General features: G+C 70.7%; 17 protein-coding genes. 4 read left to right on the top strand and 13 right to left on the bottom strand.

The features are described from left to right. Nucleotides 1-31: 31 nt before the first annotated feature. Together ACTMTI_RS17425 and ACTMTI_RS17420 are read left to right on the top strand one after the other, a co-directional pair. Nucleotides 32-1,078 (top strand): anti-sigma factor, encoded by a 1,047-nt coding sequence (locus ACTMTI_RS17425; protein WP_441121401.1) that lies wholly within the window; start codon nt 32-34, stop codon nt 1,076-1,078. 78 nt (nt 1,079-1,156) lie between these two features. Then, nucleotides 1,157-3,403 (top strand): M64 family metallopeptidase, encoded by a 2,247-nt coding sequence (locus tag ACTMTI_RS17420; protein ID WP_441121400.1) that lies wholly within the window; start codon nt 1,157-1,159, stop codon nt 3,401-3,403. On the opposite strand, the gene ACTMTI_RS17415 is transcribed toward ACTMTI_RS17420, so the two are convergent. Genes ACTMTI_RS17415 through ACTMTI_RS17390 form a run of 6 tightly spaced genes read right to left on the bottom strand, consistent with a single transcriptional unit; the run spans nt 3,347 to nt 9,919 of the window. Then, nucleotides 3,347-4,342 carry a phosphotransferase family protein gene (locus tag ACTMTI_RS17415; RefSeq protein ID WP_441121399.1) on the bottom strand — a complete coding sequence of 332 codons (996 nt, stop codon included), beginning with the start codon at nt 4,340-4,342 and terminating at the stop codon, nt 3,347-3,349. The genes ACTMTI_RS17420 and ACTMTI_RS17415 overlap by 57 nt on opposite strands. A gap of 10 nt (nt 4,343-4,352) precedes the next feature. Continuing rightward, nucleotides 4,353-5,351, bottom strand: a complete 999-nt coding sequence (locus ACTMTI_RS17410; RefSeq protein ID WP_441121398.1) for a LacI family DNA-binding transcriptional regulator — start codon at nt 5,349-5,351, stop codon at nt 4,353-4,355. Continuing rightward, nucleotides 5,332-6,741, bottom strand: a complete 1,410-nt coding sequence (locus ACTMTI_RS17405; protein ID WP_441121397.1) for a GH1 family beta-glucosidase — start codon at nt 6,739-6,741, stop codon at nt 5,332-5,334. The genes ACTMTI_RS17410 and ACTMTI_RS17405 overlap by 20 nt, the downstream gene beginning before the upstream one ends. Next, complete coding sequence (locus tag ACTMTI_RS17400; protein ID WP_441121396.1) at nt 6,738-7,568, bottom strand: carbohydrate ABC transporter permease; 831 nt, start codon at nt 7,566-7,568, stop codon at nt 6,738-6,740. Before ACTMTI_RS17400 ends, ACTMTI_RS17405 begins: the two co-directional genes overlap by 4 nt. Then, complete coding sequence (locus ACTMTI_RS17395; RefSeq protein WP_441121395.1) at nt 7,565-8,521, bottom strand: carbohydrate ABC transporter permease; 957 nt, start codon at nt 8,519-8,521, stop codon at nt 7,565-7,567. The genes ACTMTI_RS17400 and ACTMTI_RS17395 overlap by 4 nt, the downstream gene beginning before the upstream one ends. A 57-nt stretch (nt 8,522-8,578) precedes the next feature. Continuing rightward, nucleotides 8,579-9,919: an ABC transporter substrate-binding protein gene (locus ACTMTI_RS17390; RefSeq protein WP_441121394.1), complete on the bottom strand. Its 1,341-nt coding sequence runs from the start codon at nt 9,917-9,919 to the stop codon at nt 8,579-8,581. Nucleotides 9,920-10,549: 630 nt separating this feature from the next. On the opposite strand from ACTMTI_RS17390, the gene ACTMTI_RS17385 reads away from it, so the two are divergent. After that, nucleotides 10,550-11,845, top strand: coding sequence for a UDP-glucose dehydrogenase family protein (locus ACTMTI_RS17385; protein ID WP_441121393.1), 1,296 nt, complete (start codon nt 10,550-10,552; stop codon nt 11,843-11,845). Nucleotides 11,846-11,876: 31 nt separating this feature from the next. On the opposite strand, the gene ACTMTI_RS17380 is transcribed toward ACTMTI_RS17385, so the two are convergent. From ACTMTI_RS17380 to ACTMTI_RS17355, 6 genes are all read right to left on the bottom strand, one after another. Continuing rightward, nucleotides 11,877-12,755, bottom strand: a complete 879-nt coding sequence (locus ACTMTI_RS17380) for an aminoglycoside phosphotransferase family protein (RefSeq protein ID WP_441121392.1) — start codon at nt 12,753-12,755, stop codon at nt 11,877-11,879. Between the two features lie 116 nt (nt 12,756-12,871). After that, nucleotides 12,872-14,104 carry an RNA polymerase sigma factor gene (locus ACTMTI_RS17375; protein ID WP_441121391.1) on the bottom strand — a complete coding sequence of 411 codons (1,233 nt, stop codon included), beginning with the start codon at nt 14,102-14,104 and terminating at the stop codon, nt 12,872-12,874. A gap of 17 nt (nt 14,105-14,121) precedes the next feature. Further along, a complete protein-coding gene (locus ACTMTI_RS17370; RefSeq protein WP_441121390.1) occupies nt 14,122-14,577 on the bottom strand; it encodes a YciI family protein in 456 nt (151 codons plus the stop codon). 94 nt (nt 14,578-14,671) lie between these two features. Beyond that, nucleotides 14,672-15,034, bottom strand: coding sequence for a hypothetical protein (locus ACTMTI_RS17365; protein ID WP_441121389.1), 363 nt, complete (start codon nt 15,032-15,034; stop codon nt 14,672-14,674). A 212-nt stretch (nt 15,035-15,246) separates the two neighbouring features. Further along, a complete protein-coding gene (locus ACTMTI_RS17360) occupies nt 15,247-16,107 on the bottom strand; it encodes a phosphotransferase (RefSeq protein WP_441121644.1) in 861 nt (286 codons plus the stop codon). Between the two features lie 155 nt (nt 16,108-16,262). Continuing rightward, a complete protein-coding gene (locus tag ACTMTI_RS17355; RefSeq protein WP_441121388.1) occupies nt 16,263-17,195 on the bottom strand; it encodes a LysR family transcriptional regulator in 933 nt (310 codons plus the stop codon). Nucleotides 17,196-17,253: 58 nt separating this feature from the next. Here ACTMTI_RS17355 and ACTMTI_RS17350 point away from each other — a divergent pair, with 58 nt between their 5' ends. Further along, nucleotides 17,254-18,072, top strand: a complete 819-nt coding sequence (locus tag ACTMTI_RS17350; RefSeq protein WP_441121387.1) for an alpha/beta fold hydrolase — start codon at nt 17,254-17,256, stop codon at nt 18,070-18,072. A 15-nt stretch (nt 18,073-18,087) separates the two neighbouring features. On the opposite strand, the gene ACTMTI_RS17345 is transcribed toward ACTMTI_RS17350, so the two are convergent. Then, nucleotides 18,088-18,783, bottom strand: coding sequence for a YoaK family protein (locus ACTMTI_RS17345; protein ID WP_441121386.1), 696 nt, complete (start codon nt 18,781-18,783; stop codon nt 18,088-18,090). Nucleotides 18,784-18,969 lie beyond the last annotated feature (186 nt).

Genomic DNA, 18,969 nt, shown 5'->3' with positions numbered 1-18,969 from the left:
ATGCGTGAGCCGCCTCTCACCGTGGGAGTGGATGATGTACGACGACCTCCACGCCCTCTCCGGTGCCTACGCCGTGCACGCACTGCCGTACGCCGAGTGGGTGCTGTTCGAGGAGCACCTGCGCGCGTGCGAGAGATGCGTGGCCGAGATACGGCGCCTGCGGGAGACGGCCGCCAGGCTGGCGGAGTCGGTGGCCGAACAGCCGCCCGCCGTGCTGCGCGAGCGCCTCCTCGCCGAAGCCCGGCGCCGTGCCGACCGGCCGGACCGGGTGCCCGACGACAGCCCCACCATCTGGCGCCCTCCCGAGACCCGCGCGCCCTCGCGGCCCCACCAGGACGAACCGCCGGCGAACGCCCCGGCCGTCCGGCGGGCGCCGGAGTCCTTCGCCTCCGGCGCGATGCCGTCCGACGCGCCCACGCTCGCATTCCCTCCGGCCCAGGGACAGGGCGACGCCCCGCCCCCTGGGATCGCGCCCCGGCCGCCGGACGCTCCGGGCTTCCGGGCCGGGCCGGTGCCGGCGTTCCCGATGACACGGGAGATCCCGCTGCGCCCGGAAGAGGCCGGAGAGGCCCCGCGGCCGGAGGGCGGCGGGGAGGTCGTGCCGCTCAGGCGAGGACGGTCGAAGGTCATGGCGGGGCTGGCGGCGGTGGCCGCGGCGGCCGCGGTCGCGCTCGGCGCCGTCGCCTTCGACGCCCGCCGCGACCTGGGCGAACTGGCCGCCAGGAACGCGGAGACGGCCGCCGTGCTGGCCGCCCCCGACGCCGAGACGCTCCGCCGGCCGGTCACCTCGGGCGGCACCGGCACGATCGTGATCTCGCGTGCCGAGGGCCGGATGGTGTTCATCTCCTCGGGCCTGGCCGCGCTGCCGGATTCCCGGACGTACGAACTGTGGCTGATGAGCCCGGACGGCCCGCGCCCGGCCGGGCTGCTCGGCCCGGCCCCGGGCGGCGTCACCGCGCCGATCCTGGTCACGCCCCTGCGGGAGGACGACCACGTGGCGCTCACGGTCGAGCCCGCCGGCGGCTCCGGCAAGCCCACGGGCAAGCCCATCCTCCTGGCCGAGCTGCCTGCCGCCTGAACGGGCCCGTGGCCCCCGCCGAAACGCCGCGATCATGTCCTACTGGGCAGTGATCGCGGTCTGCGAGATAGTGCGGGCATGCGTACATTCGCGGCACTGCTGCCGGCCGCCGCCCTGCTCTTTCCCCTGGTATCCGCAGCCCCGGCGCACGCGTCCGCCGTCCCGGGCGCGGCCACCGTGGTGCCCGTGCAGGTCACCGGCGCCCCGGCCAAGAGGTTCAACCTCATCCTCATGGGCGACGGCTACACCGAGGCCGAGCAGGCCGAGTTCCAGGCCGACGCCGACCGGCACCTCAACGTGATGTGGTCGATCGAGCCGTTCAAGTCGTACCGCAACTACATCAACGTCTTCCGCATCGACATCGTCTCCGGCGAGTCCGGCATCAGCTGCGACCCCGGCCTGGACGCGCCGAGGAGGACGACGCCGCTCGGGATGGGCTTCTGGGGACGGTGCAACCCGAACAGCGTCCAGCGCCTCATCACCATGGACAACGCCGCCGCCACCCGCTACGCGAACATGGTCACCGGCACCACCTCGGCCAACAGGCAGATCCTCGCGCTCGGCAACAGCGGCACGTACGGCGGCGCGGGCGGCACGTACGCCACCGCCTCCGGCAGCAACAGCATGTCCGCCCTGATCAGCCCGCACGAGCTGGGCCACTCCCTGGGCGGCCTGCAGGACGAGTACGACTACTACCAGCGCGGCGTCCCCGGCGGCGCCTACACCGGCCCGGAGCCGTCCAGCGCGCACCACACGCTGCTGACCGAGCAGCAGTTGCGCGACCAGCAGCAGAAATGGTGGCGCTGGCTGGGGGAGCCGAGCGAGTCCGGCGGCCCGATCGGCCGCTACGAGGGCGGCCTCTACTACACGACCGGCGTGTGGCGGCCGAGCGCGCACTCGATGATGAAGACCCTCGGCTACTACTTCGACCAGGTCAGCCGCGAGGTCATGACGCAGCGCATCACCGCCAAGACCACGGTCATCCAGGACTCGGCGCCCGTGGACGCCCCCGTCGGCGCCGACCGGGTGCTGTGGGTCGAGCCCATGCGCCCCGTGAGTCACTCGCTGACGACCACCTGGACCCTGGACGGCCGGGAGCTGCCGGGCGACCAGGACGCTCTCGACCTGCGCACACTCGGCCTCTCACCGGGCACGCACACGGTCACGGCCACCGTCTCGGACCCGACCGGGTTCGTCAGGGACCCGGCGGTCAAGGCGGCCATGACGCGCTCGCGCACCTGGACAGTCGACACCGCGCTGACCACCCCGCCGGACGGCGTCGAGCCCGCCTTCGTCTCCTCCACCCCGGTGGACCGGCCGGTCGGCCGCGACGACGTCGTGTACGCCGAGACCACCCATCCCGCCGCCGCCATCCCCAAGATCACCTGGATGCTCGACGGCAAGCAGGTCCACGGCGGCGCCGACCTCGACCTGGGAGAGCACGACCTCGGGCCGGGCCGGCACACGCTCACCGCGGCTCTCGGCGGTCAGACGCTCACCTGGTCGATCGACGCGGCGCCGCCCGCCACCGCGTACGAGCTGTCGGAGCCCCTGGCCGCATCGGCCGGCACCTACGTCTACAACGGCCCGTTCACGATGCGGCTCACCGGGACCGACGACCGCGACGGGTATGTGGTCTCGGAGTCCAGGGTGGACGGCGACGGCTGGTTCAACTATTTCGGCTGGCCCACGTCCTCCGAGCTGCCGTGGACCTTCTCGGAGCGGGGCACGGTCATCGACTCGCTGGTGTACGGCAAGCTGCCGCGCGGCCGCCACACCATCGAATACCGCTCGATCGACGCCGCCGGCAACCACGGCAAGGCCAGGAGCTTCACCGTCACGACGATCGCGCCGCCGCCCGCCTGCACCCGTACGGTCACCGGCGATCACCGGGGCGCGCTCGTCATCGCCGGCGGCGTCACCTGCCTCGACCACGCCCGGGTGACCGGCCCCGTCACGGTGAAGGCCGGCGCCTCACTGGTGGTCACCGGCGGCGCGATCACCGGCGCGCTGGCCGCGTCCAAGCCGGCCGCGGTGCACCTGCTCGGCGCCCGCCTCCAGGGCGCGCTGACCGTGCAGGACGCGGCGGAGCTGATCGTCGTGGGCGCCGATCTGCGCGGCGCCGCGCTGCTGACCGGCAACACGGCGCCGATCCTGTCAGGCACCACCGTCAAGGGCGCGCTCGCCTGCGCCGGGAACACGCCCGCGCCGGCGGACCTCGGCGTGCCGAACAAGCAGGCCGGAGCCGGCGCGGGACAGTGCGCGAAACTATCCCAGGGCGCTGAGGGAGGAGCGTACGAGGCGGTCCAGCACGTCGTCCAGTGACTTCGTCGCGCCGTCGCGGATCCTGGCGTACTCGTCCTCCGGGTATTGCCGGGGTCCGTTCTCCACCAGCAGGATCAGGGAGAGGTAGGCCCGGTAGAGGTCGAGCCGGATGCGCGCGGCAGGGGTGAGCTCCAGCGGCGTCACCTCGCGGTAGCCCACCAGCAGCGGGTCGTCCTCGCGCAGCTCACCGAAGATCGTCGGAGTGACGAACTCGGCGAGTGGATCGCCCCAGAACGCCCGCTCGTGATCGATGATGGCCTGGATCCGCGGCGGCCCGCTCAGGTCCAGGAAGACGTTGCCCACCCACACGTCGAAGTGGACCAGGCGCGGCGTCGTCACCTCGTCGAGCACGGGCGCGGCGGCCTCGAACACGGCCATGATCTCCTCGACCGGCCGGGGCAGCGGTGTCGGATAGCGCTCGGTGTCGCCGAGCAGCGCCGCCACCATCGCCAGGAACGCCTCCCGCCAGGTCGCGCCGACGATCCCGGCGTGTGGATAGCCGAACACCTCGCCGGTCACCGTGTTGAACCTGGCCAGGTGGCGGCCCAGCTCCCGGCGCAGCGCCTCTTCGCCCTCGGGCTTGACGTCGTTCCACGACACGCCGTCCAGCGCGGCCAGCATGAGGAAGTCGCCGCCCAGCACCGGGTCGTCGTAGCCGGCGTGCACCAACGCCGCGACCGGGACGCCCGCCCCGGCCGCCAGCTCGATCGCGGCGGCCTCCATGCGCAGCAGGTTGCGCTCGTAGCTGAGCTGGTCGAAGTCGGGCGGCGGCGCCAGCTTCAGCACCACCTGGCGCCCGTCCTCGAGCGCCAGCCGCCAGACGGCGTTGGCGTAGCCGTCGGTGAGCTCGGTGGCGGCCGCCACGCCCGCGCCCAGCGCCCGCCGGGCCAGGGCGTCGAGCTCGGCGGGGGATAACCGGCGCTTGGTCCTGCTGTCCACGGAAGTCCTCTCAGGCCGATTGCCTGCGCACCAGGTGGGTGTCCAGGATCACGACGGGCTGGCGCAGCTCCTCGCCGTTGATGCGGGCCACGAGCAGCTGCGCCATCTGCCGGCCCATCGCCTCGGTCGGCTGATGGACGGTGGTCAGCGGCGGGTCGGCGCTCACCGCGGCCTTGGAGTCGTCGAACCCGATCACCGCCACGTCCTCCGGGATCGTCCGGCCCGCGGCCTTGAGCACCCGCATCGCGCCCAGTGCCATCGGGTCGGACGCGGCGAACACCGCGTCGAGATCGGGATGCCGCTGCAGTAGCTCGGCCATCGCCGCCGCGCCGCTCTGCTCGGAGAAGTCGCCGTAGACCACCAGCTCCGGCAGGCCCGAGGGCAGCAGCGCGTCGCGGTAGCCGGCCAGCCGGTCCACGCCCACACCCATGTCCTGCGAGCCGGCGATCGCGGCGATCCGGCGGCGGCCGAGGCCCAGCAGGTGCTTGACCGCGTGCCGCGCCCCGGCTCTGTTGTCCATGTCCACGTAGCTGTAGGGGTCGAGGCCGACGGGGAGGCCGCCCAGCACGGTCGGCACGCCCATCGCCTCCAGCCGGCCCGGCAGCGGGTCGGCGCCGTGCAGTGACAGCAGCAGCACGCCGTCGACGTGCTGCCCCGTCAGGTAGTGCTCCAGCCGCGCGTGCTCCTCCGGCGTGCGGGCCATCGCCAGGATGAGCTGCAGGCCGGTCTCGGCCAGCGCCGAGCCGATGCCGCGGATGGTGCCGGCGAAGTAGGGCTCGTCGAACACCCGCAGCTGCGACTCGGACACCACCAGCGCCACCGTGTCCGTGCGGCGCGTCACCAGGGCGCGCGCCGCACGGTTGGGCACGTAGCCCAGCTCGCGAATGGCCAGCTCGACGGCCTCGCGGGCCCTGGCGCTGACGTTCGGCGAGCCATTGATGACTCTCGACACCGTGCCCCGGCCTACACCGGCCCGAGCCGCGACTGCCTCAAGAGTCGGTCGGTTCATGACGCCTATTCTGCCGGATGATCTCTGAGTACCAGAGCGCGCTGTCCTTGAGCAGTCGTTCCTGGGTGTCGAAGTCCACATGGACCAGGCCGAACCGCTTGCCGTAACCCCACGCCCACTCGAAATTATCCATCAGCGACCAGGCGAAATAGCCCTCCAGCGGCACGCCCGCGTCGATGGCCTCCTTGCACGCGCCGAGGTGCGCCTCCACGTACGCCTGCCGCTCCCGGTCGTGCACCCGGCCGTCCACCAGCACGTCGTCGAAGGCGGCGCCGTTCTCGGAGACCACCATCGGGATCGGCGGGTACTCCTGCGCCACCCTCGTGAGGACCTCCACCAGGCCGCCCTCGTCGATCTCCCAGCCCATCGCCGTCACCGGATTCCCGGCGTTGACGAACGACACGTGCTCGCTGCCCACCCATGGCGAACCCGTGTCCACGGGGGCCGCGGCCGCCGACTGCTTGCCGCCCGGCGCTCCGGAGACCGTGAAGCGGCTGTAGTAGTTGACGAGCAGCACGTCGATGGGCGCGTTGATGATCTTCATGTCGCCCGGCCGGATGAAGTCGGCGTCGCCGGGCAGGTCGTTCAGCACGTCCTCGGGATAGCGGCCCAGCAGCAGCGCGTCCAGGAAGAACCGGTTCTGCAGCCCGTCGATGCGGCGGGCCGCGTCCAGGTCCGCGACGCTGTCGGTGGCGGGCGTGATCGCGTACAGGTTCACGCAGCCGCCGACCCGCCGGGCGTTCATCGCCTGCACGGCCAGCCCGTGCGCCAGGTTGAGATGATGCGCGCCCCTGATCGCGTTCTGCGGCTCGCGCCGGCCGGGGGCGTGCTCGCCCGAGGCGTAGCCGAGGAACGCGGCGCACCATGGCTCGTTGACGGTGCTGAAGGTGTGCACGTGGTCCTTCAGCGCCTCGTGCACCGTCGCCGCGTAGTCGGCGAAGCAGTACGCGACGTCGCGGTTGGGCCAGCCGCCCTTGTCCTCCAGCTCCTGGGGCAGGTCCCAGTGGTAGAGGGTCAGCCAGGGATCGATGCCGTGCCCGCGCAGCTCGTCGGTGAGCCGCTTGTAGAAGTCCAGCCCCTTCTGGTTGACCTTGCCGGAGCCGGTCGGCTGGATGCGGGGCCACGACACCGAGAACCGGTAGGCCGTCAGGCCCAGGTCCGCCATGATGGCGACGTCTTCCCGGAACCGGTGGTAGTGGTCGATGGCCACGTCCGCGTGGTGCCCGTTGAGAATCCGGCCCGGCGTCTTGGTGAAGGTGTCCCAGATGGAGGTGCCCCGCCCGTCCTCGGTGACGGCCCCTTCGATCTGGTACGCCGAGGTCGCCGCGCCCCACGCGAAGCCCGCAGGGAAGCGCAGTCCGGCACGCGTCTGTTCCTCTTGTGTCGTCACGCCTTGACCGCACCTTCCATGAGTCCGCCGACGATTTGGCGGCCGAATAGGACGAATACCGCGACGAGCGGGATGATGGACAGCGCCGTGCCAGCGAAGATCAACGTGTAGTTCGTGGAGAACCTGGCGTTGAGCTGGGTGATCGCGATCTGCACGGTGGGATTGTCCGGGGTCAGCACGATCAACGGCCACATGAAGTCGTTCCACATGAGCATGAACGTGTTGATGCCGAGCACCGCCATGCCCGGACGCACGGCGGGCAGGACGACGTTCCACCAGATCCGCAGTGTGGCGGCGCCGTCCACCCGGGCCGCCTCGACCAGCTCCATGGGCACGGCCTGCCGGGTGTACTGGGTCATCAGGAACACGCCGAACCCGTTGAGCAGGTACGGCAGGATGACCGCCGTGAGCGTGCCCGTCCACTCCAGGCTCACCATGAGCCGGTAGAGCGGCACGACGCCCATCTGCTGCAGCGGCACCGCCATTGTCAGCAGCACGAGCACCAGCAGCAGGTTCCTGCCCTTGAAGTTCAGGTTGGCGAACGAGAAGCCGGCCAGCGTCGAGATGATGACCACGGAGACGGTGACGACGCTCGCGACGATGAACGAGTTCGTCAGGCCCAGCAGGAAGTGCGCGTCCTCGTTGTTCAGCACCGCGACGATGTTCTCGCCCAGGTTCCCGCCCGGCAGGAACGCCGGCGGCACCGAGACCGCGTCCGCGTTGGTGCGCGAGGCGATGACCAGCATCCAGTACAGCGGGAACGCCGACAGCACGATGGCCAGGCCGAGCATGACCCTGGTGAGGATGGTCGGCGACCAGTTGGTCATTTCGTGCCCCCGATCCTGCGCACGAACAGGAAGTTGATCGCGGCACCGATGAGAATGAGCAGGAACAGCAGCCAGGCGGCCGCGGCGGCGTAGCCGTAGTCGAACTCGCGGAACCCCTGCTTGACGATGAACATGGCCACCGTCTGGAACTGGCCCTGCGACCCGCCGTCGACGTTGCCGTTGTAGAACGTGGTCGGCTCCGAGAACAGCGTCAGGCCGCCGATCGTGGAGTTGAGCACCACGAAGATCATGGTGGGGCGCAGCATCGGCAGCGTGATCTGCCAGAACTGCCGGCGCCTGGACGCCCCGTCGATCGCCGCGGCCTCGTACAGGTCTTTCGGGATCGTCTGCATGCCGGCCAGGAAGATGATCGCGTTGTAGCCGGTCCAGCGCCAGTCGACCATGGTGGCGATGGCGATCCACGACGGGATGCGCTCGGCCCGCCAGTTCGTGCTGTCGATGCCGAACCAGCTCAGCACCCAGTTGACCAGGCCCCAGTCGCGGGCGTACAGCTGCGTGAACACCACCGCGACCGCCACCACCGAGGTCACCAGCGGGAGCAGCACGCTCATCCGGATCGCCAGGCGGAACTTGAAGCGCTTGTTGAGCGCGTTGGCCAGGAACAGCGCCAGCAGCATCTGCGGGACGGTGGCGATGACGAACATGGCCACCGTGTTGGTCACGGCGTTCCAGAAGTCCTCGTCGGCCAGCAGCGCGGTGTAGTTGTCCAGCCCGGCCCACTCGATGGTTCCGGCCAGGTCGTAGTCGTAGAGCGAGTAGTACAGCGTGAAGGCCAGCGGGAAGAGTCCGAAGGCGGCGAAGAGGAGGAAGTACGGAGACACCAGGGCGTACGGCATCGCCTTGACGTCCAGGCGGGAACGCCAGCGGCGGCCGGGCGGGCGGTCGCGGCGGTGGTTGCTCCGCGCCGCCCGCGGAAGGGTGTCGAGGCTCATAACAGACCTTTCAGCGGCAAGGAGCCCGGCCCGCTTCTGGCGGGCCGGGCGAGGAGATCAGCCCGCGGCCTTGACCGCGTCGTCGACCAGCTGCTGCCAGGCCTTGTCGTGCGGAACGGAGCCGTCGTCCATGCCCTGGACGACCGACTCGATGGCGTTCTTGACCTGGGCGTGCTTCACGCCGAGGAAGACCGGCTGCAGGCTCGACGCCGACTTGGCGAAGATCTCACCGATGGGGGCGTCGTTGAAGAACGGGTTCTTCGCGCCCTGGACGGCCGGGTCCTGCTGAGCCTTGGTGTTGCTCGGCATGTTGCCGAAGTCGGTGAAGATGCTCGCCTCGGTCTGCGCCTGCGTCAGGTAGTCGGCGACCATGGCCGCTTCCTTCGGGTGCTTGGTCTGCTTCGGCACGGCGACCCAGGAGCCACCCCAGTTGCCGCCGCCGCCCGGCACCGTCGCCACGTCCCACTTGCCCTTGCCGGCGTCGCCGGCGTTGCCGCTGACCACGCCGAGCATCCACGACGGGCAGCCGAGCGTGGCGAAGGCGCCCTTCTGGGTGCCCGCCGCCCACTCGTCGCTGAAGTTGCGCAGCTTGGCGGTCAGCCCCTGCTGGCTCATCTTCGTGGCGAAGTCGAACGCCGTCTTCACCGCCGGGTTCGTGTCGACGATGAGCTTGTTGCTCTGGTCGAAGTAGGAGACGCCGCCGTTCTTGGCGGCCTCCTGGTACAGCACCACCTGGTAGAGGGTGTTGGTGCCGTCAGCCCACTTGGTGTCCTTGACCTTCGCCTGGAACTGCTGGCCGACCTTCATGAACTCGTCCCACGTCGGCCACAGGGCGCTGACCTTCTCCCGGTCGGTGGGCAGGCCGGCCTTCTTGAACAGGTCCGTGCGGTAGCAGAGGCTCATTCCGCCGATGTCGGTGCCCAGGCCGAAGACCTTGCCGTCCGTGGTGACGCCGTTCTCCCACTTCCACGCGGGGAAGTCGGCCTTGCGGGACTCCAGGCCGTGCTCCTTCAGGTCGACCCACCACTCGGGATGGGCCTTGGCCAGGCCCATGCCGCCCTCGTCGATGCCGACCACGTCGCCCGCGCCGTTGCCGGACTGCAGCCACTGGATCATCTGCGGCCAGTACTGCTGCTCGAACTGGTCGGTGAGGTTCTCGTGCTTGATCTGGATGTCCTTGTGCTCGGCGTTCCACTTGGCGACGGCCTTCTCGTAGCCGAAGTTCGAGCCGCCGCCGAAGGTCTGCACGCGGATCGTGACCGGCTCGGCCGCCGCCGAGGAGGCGGGAGCGCTGCTCGACTGCGGGGTGCTGCCGGAGCCGCAGGACGCGACGGTCAGCGCCGCCGCGGCAAGGGCCGAAGCCGCGGCAAGACCGCCGCGACGCTTGCTGATCATCATGGAGGACCCCTTCTCGGGTGGATTGTTGGGGAGTGCACCGCGGCACGCGCTCCGCCGCGGTGGGAGTCTTTGGGAGCGCTCCCACAAAGGGTGCACTTACCGGGTCTGCACGTCAATCCACTGAAACGCAACCGTTACCTATGGTGCAGTTTGTCACTGTGAAATCGGAATTTATGCATCATACCTCGCAAAGAGCGGATTGGGAGCGCTCCCACCACAAGAGACATCTTTTGTGTCGCATCGGGGCCATGTCTCCCGCACACAGCCCGCTTTGCCAGGGGTTGGACCAGCAGTCATGCGCCGGGCGCCGAGGATTTCGCGGTTCCGGCGGGCCTTGCGAAGCCCTCCGGGAGTGAGCATCGCCCTATCCAAGATCCGCCACCAGGAAATCGCCTCCCGGATCGGGTCGAAGGCGAAGATCATACGGATGCCTTGGGCGGTGTTGCGGTGGTAGCGGATGAGTGGTCCCGCCGGGCGGGGATTCCGGGCACTTGATGGCGTTGGCGCCCTTGGAGATCGAAGGGATGGTGGATGGCGGGTTAGGGTGGGCATCCTTCGCAGGCTTCGACGCCGGCTTCCCAAGGAGCGGATGAACTGGGAATTCGGCCGCGTGAAAATGGAGGGTCGGTCATGGTCGGCAAGCCGCAACGGCAGGTCGCGGTGTTCGGTGCCGGATACATCGGTCTGGTGACCGGCGCATGCCTCGCCGAGCTCGGGCACCGGGTGGCGGTCCGGGACATCGACCCGGAGAAGATCAGGCTTCTGCGCTCCGGCGACGTGCCGATCTACGAGCCGGGGCTGGGCGACATGATCGCTCGAAACAAGGAGCGGCTGACGTTCACCCTGGATCTGCAGGAGACTCTGGACGGCGCCGAGATCGCGTACGTGTGCGTGGACACGCCGCCGTCGGCGTCGGGCGATGCGGATCTGTCACGGGTCTGGTCGGTGGTGAAGTCCCTGGAGGGCGCGGCACACCTCAAGGCAGTGGTGGTGAAGTCGACCGTGCCGGTGGGCACCGGCACGCGGGTGCGGGCCGCCCTGGACGCGGCCGGGCTCGGTCACGTCGGGTACGCCTCGAATCCGGAGTTCACCGCGGAAGGCACGGCGGTCAACGACTTCCTGCACCCGGACCGGGTCGTCGTCGGTGCTTCCGACGAGGCGACCGCCGCCCTGCTCTCGGAGTTGCACGAGGGCGTGGACGGACCGGTCGTCGTGATGGACGTGCGCTCCGCCGAGATGGTGAAGCTCGCCTCGAACGCCCTCCTGGCGACGAAGATCAGCTTCATCAACGAGATCGCCACCTTGTGTGAGAACACCGGCGCGGATGTCGAAGAAGTCGCCAACGCTGTCGGGCTGGACCATCGCCTCGGCCGCCACTTCCTGCGTCCCGGTATCGGCTGGGGCGGCTCCTGCTTCCCCAAGGACTCCGAGGCGCTGCGGCAACTGGCCAACAACACCGGTTACCACCCGCAGTTGCTCTCGGCCGTGATCGAGGTCAACAACCTGCAGAAACGCCGGGCGATCCAGAAGCTCAAGGATGAGCTCGGCACGCTGGTGGGCGCGCGGGTGGCGCTGCTCGGGCTGACGTTCAAGCCGGGGACGGACGACATGCGCGAGGCTCCGAGCACCGTGCTGGCGGCCCGGCTGCTGGCCGAAGGCGCCGAAGTGCGCTGCTGGGATCCGATGGCGCGGCCGGCCAAGGTCGAGCCCTGGACGTCCACGAGCCGTCACGCGAGCCCCGAAGCGGCGGTCGAGGGTGCGGACGCGGCGATCGTGGTCACGGAGTGGCCGCAGCTCAAGGAGGTCGATTGGGCGCGGGCCGCGTCGGTGATGCGGCGGCCCGTGCTCTTCGACGGCCGCAACCTGCTGGACCCGGCCGGGATGCGCGCCCTCGGCTTCACCTATAGCAGCGTCGGGCGTCCCTGACCTGCCCGAGCTCATGGCGCCGTCCTCCGCGTCAGGGCCGGGCGTCGGCGAGGACCTCGTCGATCGTGTGCTGGAACGGGGCGGCGACGGCCGGATCGATGTCCCTGTAGTAGGGGAGCGCGATGAGCGACATCGACAGCGCGCGGCCCCGGGCCCGCGTCCAGGTGGCGTCGTCGGCGTCGGCCGCCGACCGGAAGGCCGCCCGCGCGCCGGACGGCAGCAGGTTCCACGCGACCATCAGGTCGCATGCGGGGTCGCCGACGCCCACGGTGGCGAAGTCGATGACGGCGGAGAGGCGCCCGTCCACGGTCAGCACGTTGCCGGGCAGCAGGTCCGCGTGGACCCACGTGGGCGGCCCGTCCCATGGGGGAGCCTGCAGGGCGGCATCCCACACGGCGGTGGCCGCGTCGGTGTCGATCACCCCGTGCAGCTGTGCGATGGCGGCACGCGTGGGCGCGTCCAGCGCCGCCAGTGACCCGCCGCGGTAGGCCTGGGGGCCGTCAGGGAGATCGATCGTGCGGAAGGCGCGGACGAACGCCGCCAGGTCGGCGGCGAGCGCGTCGGGCCGGGCCGGGCGGCCGGGGATCGGGTTGACGCCGTCGAGCCAGTCAAGGACCATCCACGTCCAGGGGTATTCGCCGGTGGGCCGTCCCTCCGCTATCGGCGTGGGAACGGCGACCGGCAGGTGAGGGGCCAGCCGCGGCAGCCACCGGGCCTCTGCGATGACGTCGTCCGCGCCCCAGGGCACGCGCGACATTCGTACCGCCATGGTCTCGCCCAGCCGGAACATGGCATTGACGGTGCCCGTCGAGGACACCGGCCGGATCGGGAGGCCGGACCACTGCGGGAACTGCGCGGCGATCAGCCGGGCGACCATGTCCGCCGTGACATCGATCTCGTCGGCGTGCAACTTCTGCGCGGGCAGGGTGGTTCCTCCTCATGAGCCGGGTGGGCCGTTTCGACCCGTGCGGCAGTATCTTCCGATCGGCGGGCTCGCAGCAACCGGAATAGGCGGCGGTGATCGGCTCAGCAGGCGGCGGCGCGTTGCTCCAGGAGGGCGCGTTCGCGGGCGTTGCGGGTCATCCCGGCCGCCCGCTCGAACTCCGCCCGCGCCTCCTCCCGGCGTCCCAGCTTGAACAGCAGGTCCCCGCGGACGCTCGGCAGCAGGTGGTAGTCCTTCAGCGACGGCTCGTCCACGATCTGGTCCAGGAGCTGGAGGCCCACCGCGGGGCCGTAGGCCATGGAGAGCGCCACCGCCCGGTTGAGCTCGACGACGGGGGAGCGGGACAGCTTGGCCAGGGCCTCGTACAGGGCCGCGATGCGTTCCCAGTCGGTGTCCTCGGGGTTGACGGCACGGGCGTGACAGGCGGCGATGGCGGCCTGCAGGGTGTACGGGCCGGGCGTGCCGCCGAGTTGCTCGGCTCGCTCCAGCGCGGCCAGCCCGCGGCGGATGAGGAGCCGGTCCCAGCGGGCCCTGTTCTGGTCCAGGAGGAGGATCGGCTCGCCGGACGGGCCCACGCGGGCGGCCGACCTGGAGGCATGGATCTCCATGAGCGCGACCAGGCCGTGGACCTCGGGTTCCGTGGGCATCAGGCCCGCCAGCACCCGGCCCAGCCGCAGCGCGTCCTCGCACAGGGCGGGGCGCATCCAGTCGTCCCCGGCCGTGGCCGAGTAGCCCTCGTTGAAGATCAGGTAGATGACCTCCAGCACGGCCCCCAGGCGGCCCGCCAGCTCGGCGCCCTGCGGGACCTCGAAGGGGATCTGCCTGTCGGCCAGCGTCCGCTTCGCGCGTACGATGCGTTGCGCCACCGTCGGCTCCGGGACCAGGAACGCCCGCGCGATCTCGTCGGTGGTCAGGCCGCCGAGCACCCGCAGCGTCAGCGCCACCCGCGCCTCCATGGACAGCGTGGGATGGCAGGCCGTGAACACCAGCCGCAGCAGGTCGTCCTCGATCTCATCGGCCTCGGGCAGCTCCTCGTCGTCCAGCCGGTGGCCGAGCTCGACCAGGTTGCGCTCGAAGCGCTCGTTCCTGCGGATCATGTCGATGGCGCGGCGCTTGGCCACGGTCATCAGCCAGGCACCGGGGTTGCGCGGCACCCCGGACTCCGGCCACTGCTCCAGGGCGGCGACCAGCGCGTCCTGCGCCAGCTCCTCGGCCAGGCCGACGTCGCGCACCAGCCGGGCGAGCCCGGCGATGAGCCGGGCCGCCTCGATCCGCCATACCGCCTCGATCGCGCGATGCGTGTCGGAAGCCGTCACCGGCCCATGAGAGCAGGTCAGCCCTCCGGACGCAACCCGTCAGGGGTTGTGGCCCGGAGCCGCTCGCGCAGGACCTCCTCGCGCTCCCGCTCCTCGGCGGGCATGGAGTCGTCCGGTACGTCCGCGGCGTCGAACACCTGCCACACGTCGAGCCCGATCCCTTCGGCCCCCGGCGGCACCGGGAGGCGCAGCGCCCACTCGATGGCCTCTTCCCTGGACTTGACCTGGATCAGCCAGAATCCGGCGATGAGCTCCTTGGCCTCGGCGAACGGCCCGTCGATCACGGTCGCCTTGCCGCCGCTGTAGGCGATCTGCGCGCCGTGCGAGCTCGGGTAGAGCCCTTCGGCGGCCAGCAGCACCCCGGCCTTGGCCAGCGACTCGTTGTAGGCGTGCATGTTGTCGACGAGCTCCTGGCTGGGCAGCGCTCCGGCCTCGATCTCCGCGCTCCCCTTACCCACGATCATGAACTTCATCGGTGTCTCCTTTTTCGCGCGTTCCGTGTCTCACCAACGCGTCGAACGAGCCCGGCGCGGATCGACAGCATCTAGCGGGTGAACAGCCGGGCGGCTATGCCGTCGAGAACGTACTCCAGTCCCGTCTCGAACTGCCAGTCCGGATCGTTCTTGCGTTTCCGTCGTAGAGCTCGGTGGCCAGCCGCCGCATGGTGATGGCGTCGAGCCCCTCCGCGTCGGCGATGCCGACGGCCACGGCGGCGATCCGCTGCGGCGACAGGCTCTGGCGGGGCGCCGGCGCCGACCGGCCTATTCCGCCTCCATGCGGCTGGTGAACACCGCCCCGAGCCGTCGGGGAGGCGGTCAGCGCGGGCCTGCAGGGGGTGCTGGCCGGTTCGGCGGTCCTGGCTGTGCTGGCCTTCGCCGCGGCCTGGTTCGTACGGGAGGTGCCGCTGTGCCGGGCCACGATAGTTGGCACTAATCGGGCTGTGTGACCTGGGGCTCCCAACGGCCTGGCCACGCTAGTTGGCACCGTCTGGCCAAGATTCTTGGCATCTGTAATGAATTGCCACGTTTGTTGGCACCGGCGCCATGGTTCAGCGCGGCAGCGAGGCCGGCGCGCATGGGGTTGTAACGGCGACAGTCTCGTCGCTTGGTTCCTTGCCGCTTTCACGTGACCTTCGGCGATTTCTACAGAACATCCAGTCGCCTGGTCACTGTGTCGAGTGTCGGCCAAGGAGGACCCTCGCGCAGCAAGCGCAGGAATTCCTCGCCGAATCGCCTCCCATTCGGAAACTGGTCGCCAAGCTCCCAACGCCACGCGGCGACCATCGCGATAACGAGCTGCCGGCACTCGTCCAGCAGCCCTTGGTCAACGCTTGGGTAGTGCTCGCAGACCGCCTCGGGAACATGGGCGAGATCGAACTCGACGGGTCCACGGCAGCACGTCTCAAGGTCGATGAACAACGGGCCGTTCTTCGTGCTGAGCACATTGCCTGGATGCGGCTCGCCGTGGAGCAACTGCTCCACGGCGCCGCGGTCGTCGATCGCTCGCCGCAGGCTTGCCAGCCTGCCGCTGAGGAACACGCGGTCCGCGTCGGCGAGCTCCGGCGAGCGATCCGGGTCGGCGACAACTTCTTCCGCCTCCGTGATCCGGTCCGTGAACCTCGGGCTCGGCACATCGACCTTGCGCATGCCGGCGTGCAGCTGCTCCAGCGCCTTGGCGTAGTCGACCGGTGAGGTGTGAGGTGTCACGGGCTCGTAGTAGGTCCACAGCGTCACTGCGAAGCCATCGCGCGTGTACACACGCGGGTCCGCCCGAGGCTCCAAGGGACACACCGGGCATCCGACCTCGGCGAGCCGCTGAGCGAGCTCGACTTCGAACTGTGCAACCTCTTGTCCCACAGGGGCGACCCGGGCAAGGACGTCGCATGGCGTCAGCCGCAGTGCCAGCTTGTTCGAGTTGTGGAGAACGATTGCGTCGTTGGCTGGCAGGTCGAGCGATGCGGCGACCGAAGTCGCAGCCGCGATCGCACGCGTGACGTCGATCATCTCCACCCTCGAATCTTGGCATAGATGAGCGAGGGCGATGTCAACCAGCGTGGCCAGGTGCCAACTATCGTGGCTCGGCACAGCCGCTCCGCACCGAGGCCCCCGCCGCGGTCGCCGAAAAATCTACAACGTAAAGGCGGGGAGCCGGCGGTCCGTCACGGCGACGGCTCGGCGAGCTGATCGAGGAACGCGCGGGCGGCCGGACCGCAGTCGGGCAGCGACGGGACGGCGAGGGCCAGCGATCGGGTCGTCTTCGGCTCCAGCGGGCGGGTGACGACGGCGCCCAGGTCGGCGGGCAGGCCGAGCGTGGGCACGATGCTGACGCCCAGCCCCGCGGCCACCATCTCCAGGATGGCGGCGGGTCCGCTGGCCTCGAAGGCGATGTCGAGCCGTACCCGGGAGCCGCGCGCCGCCGCCATGATCAACGGCCGGCAGCCGGCGGTGGTCAGGATGAACGGCTGGCCGGCCAGGTCGGCGAGGCGGACGGCCGGCCCTTCGGCCAGCCGGTGGCCGGCGGGCAGCGCGGCCACCATGTCGTGGGTGCTGAGCGGGACGGTGTGCAGGCCGGGGGCGGGCAGGGTGACGACGCCGATCTCGGCGGCGCCGCGGCGCAGCCAGGCGCGGATGTCGTCGTCGACCCCCTCGAACAGGCGCACCTGGACCTGCGGGTAGCGGTCGCCGAACGCGCGCAGCAGCCGCGCGATGAGCGTGCCCGTGGCGCTGGGGAGGCTGGCCAGGCGCAGTTCGCCGGTGACCTGGCCGGCCGCGGCCGCGACGTCGGCGCGGATGAGGTCGAAGTGGCGCAGTGCCTCGCGGGCCCGGTCGACCGCCCGGCGGCCGGCCTCGGTGAGCGCGATGCCCTGATCATGCCTCTCCCCGCTCTGGTCGCTACGCTCATGCCGCTCCTCCAGGCGGCGGCGCTCCCTCGCGGGGCGGTGGCGGACGAACAGGGCCGCGCCGAGCTCGCGCTCGAGGGCGGCGATCGCGCGGCTGACGGCGGGCTGGGACATGCCGATGTGGTCGGCGGCGGCGGTGAAGCCGCCGTGCTCGGCGACCGCGATCAGGGCCCGGAGCTGCGCCAATGTCATACCGGCATACCCTAATTGATATTTGACCAGGGGTATGTCAGAACCCGATGGTTATGCCATGTCTGAGCGAATGACGATCGAGGTCGACGGGCTGCGGGCCAGCTATCTGACGGCGGGCGAGCGGGGCCCCGTGGTGTTGCTGCTGCACGGCACGTACTGGAGCCGGGTCTGGCAGCCCGTGCTCGACGATCTGGCCGCGGCCGGGCTGCGTCCCGTAGCGGTGGATCTGCCGGGGTTGGGGCGTTCCGAAGGGGAGCTCACGATGGCGACGGCCGCCGTTCCGGCGCTGGCCGGGTGGGTGGCGCGGTTCGCCGCGGCGGTGAGGGCGGACCAGCCGCTGGCCGTGGCCGGGCACGACATCGGTGGGGCGGTGGCGCAGCACCTGCTGGCCGGTGGCGAGGTGAAGGTGCGCCGGCTGGCGCTGATCAACTCGGTCACCTACGACTCGTGGCCGGTGCCGGGCGTGGCCCGCTTCCGCGACCCGGCCGTGGTGGCCGCCGTGACGGCGGAGGAGTTGCTGGCCGCCCGCCGTACGGCGATCACCACGGCGCTGGCCCGTCCCTCGACGGAGGCCGAGCTGGCCGACTACCTGGACCCCTGGAACGACGCGCGGGTGCGCCGGTCCTGGATGGCGCTGGCGGGCGCGGCCGACAGCCGCTACACCCTCGACCTCGTGCCCGCGCTGGCCTCCGATGGGACGCCGAAGCTGCTGGTCTGGGGCGAGGACGACACCTTCCAGGAGATCCGGTACGCCGAGCGCTTCGCCGCCGAGATGCCGGGCACGACGCTGGTCCGCGTCCCCGGCGCCGGCCACATCCCGATGGAGAACGACCCCGCCGCGGTGGCCCGCGCCCTGGCGGGATTCTTCCTGGAGTGAGCCCTCGGGCGGTGTTCAGCTCCCGTGCCCGCTGCGCCGGCGGGCCACAAGAGCGACGCTCATGAGCAGAACCAGGGCCGCGCCCAGCGCGGGCGCGGGTCCGGCGGTCAGGTGCAGGGCGGCGCCGGCCAGCGCGCCGAGGAACATCGCCGCGACGGACACGAACCGGCGCCGGGCCGCTCGCCCCGGAGTGTCGGCGGCCAGGCCCGTGAGGGTGGTGGTGAGGACGTTGGTGGTCAGGTCGGGCACCGCCAGCGCGCGTACGGACGCGTTCTGCACGCCCATGCCGCAGCCGAGCAGGGCGATGAGCGCCGCCTGCGCCCCGGTCTCATGGTGTCCCGCCACCGCGGCCACGACGAAGGCGGCCGCGACGAGGAGCGCGTGCGCGGCGGTGGCGGCGGCGAACGCCCGCCGCGCGTCCGCCGTCCGTCTGGCCGCCCGCCCGGCACTCCACGCGCCGGTCGCGAAGGAGGCGAGGGCCAGCGGTGAGGCCCATTTCGACAGCTCGTCGGCTCCGGCCAGGGCGAAGCCGAGGAAGACGACGTTGCCGGTCATGTTGGCGACGAAGACGCGGTTCAGGCAGAGGTAGCTGACGGCGTCCACGAGGCCCGTCACGAGGGCCAGCAGGATCAGCAGAGCCGGAAGGACGCCGTGCGGGTTCGCCCCGGTGGGGAACAACCCGTCGGCGACCCATCGCAACCCGCCCCTCACGGGCCCTCCGTGCCACTTGCGCGGGGTGGCCGGCCGGCGCTCGTGCCGGTTTCGCGGCGGGGTGGCGGGCTGGTTCTCATGGTGGCTCCTTGGCGAGGTCGCGAGCGGCTCTTCTCGGGGGAGCCCCGATCGGCGGGCGGCTTCCATCGAATGTTCCCGCTGGCAGCAGGTGCATCCCGGCTGGCC

The sequence above is a fragment of the Nonomuraea sp. H19 genome (assembly GCF_052068215.1).
Taxonomy (GTDB): Bacteria; Actinomycetota; Actinomycetes; order Streptosporangiales; family Streptosporangiaceae; genus Nonomuraea.
The sequence above is the reverse complement of the archived record's forward strand: the minus strand, read 5'-3'. Positions and strand labels throughout refer to the sequence as shown.

Bases quoted from the DNA above. Each gene is read 5' to 3' on its own strand.
- ACTMTI_RS17425 (WP_441121401.1), top strand. From the start codon at position 32: ATGATGTACGACGACCTCCACGCCCTCTCCGGTGCCTACGCCGTGCAC.
- ACTMTI_RS17420 (WP_441121400.1), top strand. From the start codon at position 1,157: ATGCGTACATTCGCGGCACTGCTGCCGGCCGCCGCCCTGCTCTTTCCC.
- ACTMTI_RS17410 (WP_441121398.1), bottom strand. From the start codon at position 5,351: ATGAACCGACCGACTCTTGAGGCAGTCGCGGCTCGGGCCGGTGTAGGC.
- ACTMTI_RS17400 (WP_441121396.1), bottom strand. From the start codon at position 7,568: ATGACCAACTGGTCGCCGACCATCCTCACCAGGGTCATGCTCGGCCTG.
- ACTMTI_RS17395 (WP_441121395.1), bottom strand. From the start codon at position 8,521: ATGAGCCTCGACACCCTTCCGCGGGCGGCGCGGAGCAACCACCGCCGC.
- ACTMTI_RS17390 (WP_441121394.1), bottom strand. From the start codon at position 9,919: ATGATGATCAGCAAGCGTCGCGGCGGTCTTGCCGCGGCTTCGGCCCTT.
- ACTMTI_RS17385 (WP_441121393.1), top strand. From the start codon at position 10,550: ATGGTCGGCAAGCCGCAACGGCAGGTCGCGGTGTTCGGTGCCGGATAC.
- ACTMTI_RS17370 (WP_441121390.1), bottom strand. From the start codon at position 14,577: ATGAAGTTCATGATCGTGGGTAAGGGGAGCGCGGAGATCGAGGCCGGA.
- ACTMTI_RS17360 (WP_441121644.1), bottom strand. From the start codon at position 16,107: ATGATCGACGTCACGCGTGCGATCGCGGCTGCGACTTCGGTCGCCGCA.
- ACTMTI_RS17355 (WP_441121388.1), bottom strand. From the start codon at position 17,195: ATGACATTGGCGCAGCTCCGGGCCCTGATCGCGGTCGCCGAGCACGGC.
- ACTMTI_RS17350 (WP_441121387.1), top strand. From the start codon at position 17,254: ATGTCTGAGCGAATGACGATCGAGGTCGACGGGCTGCGGGCCAGCTAT.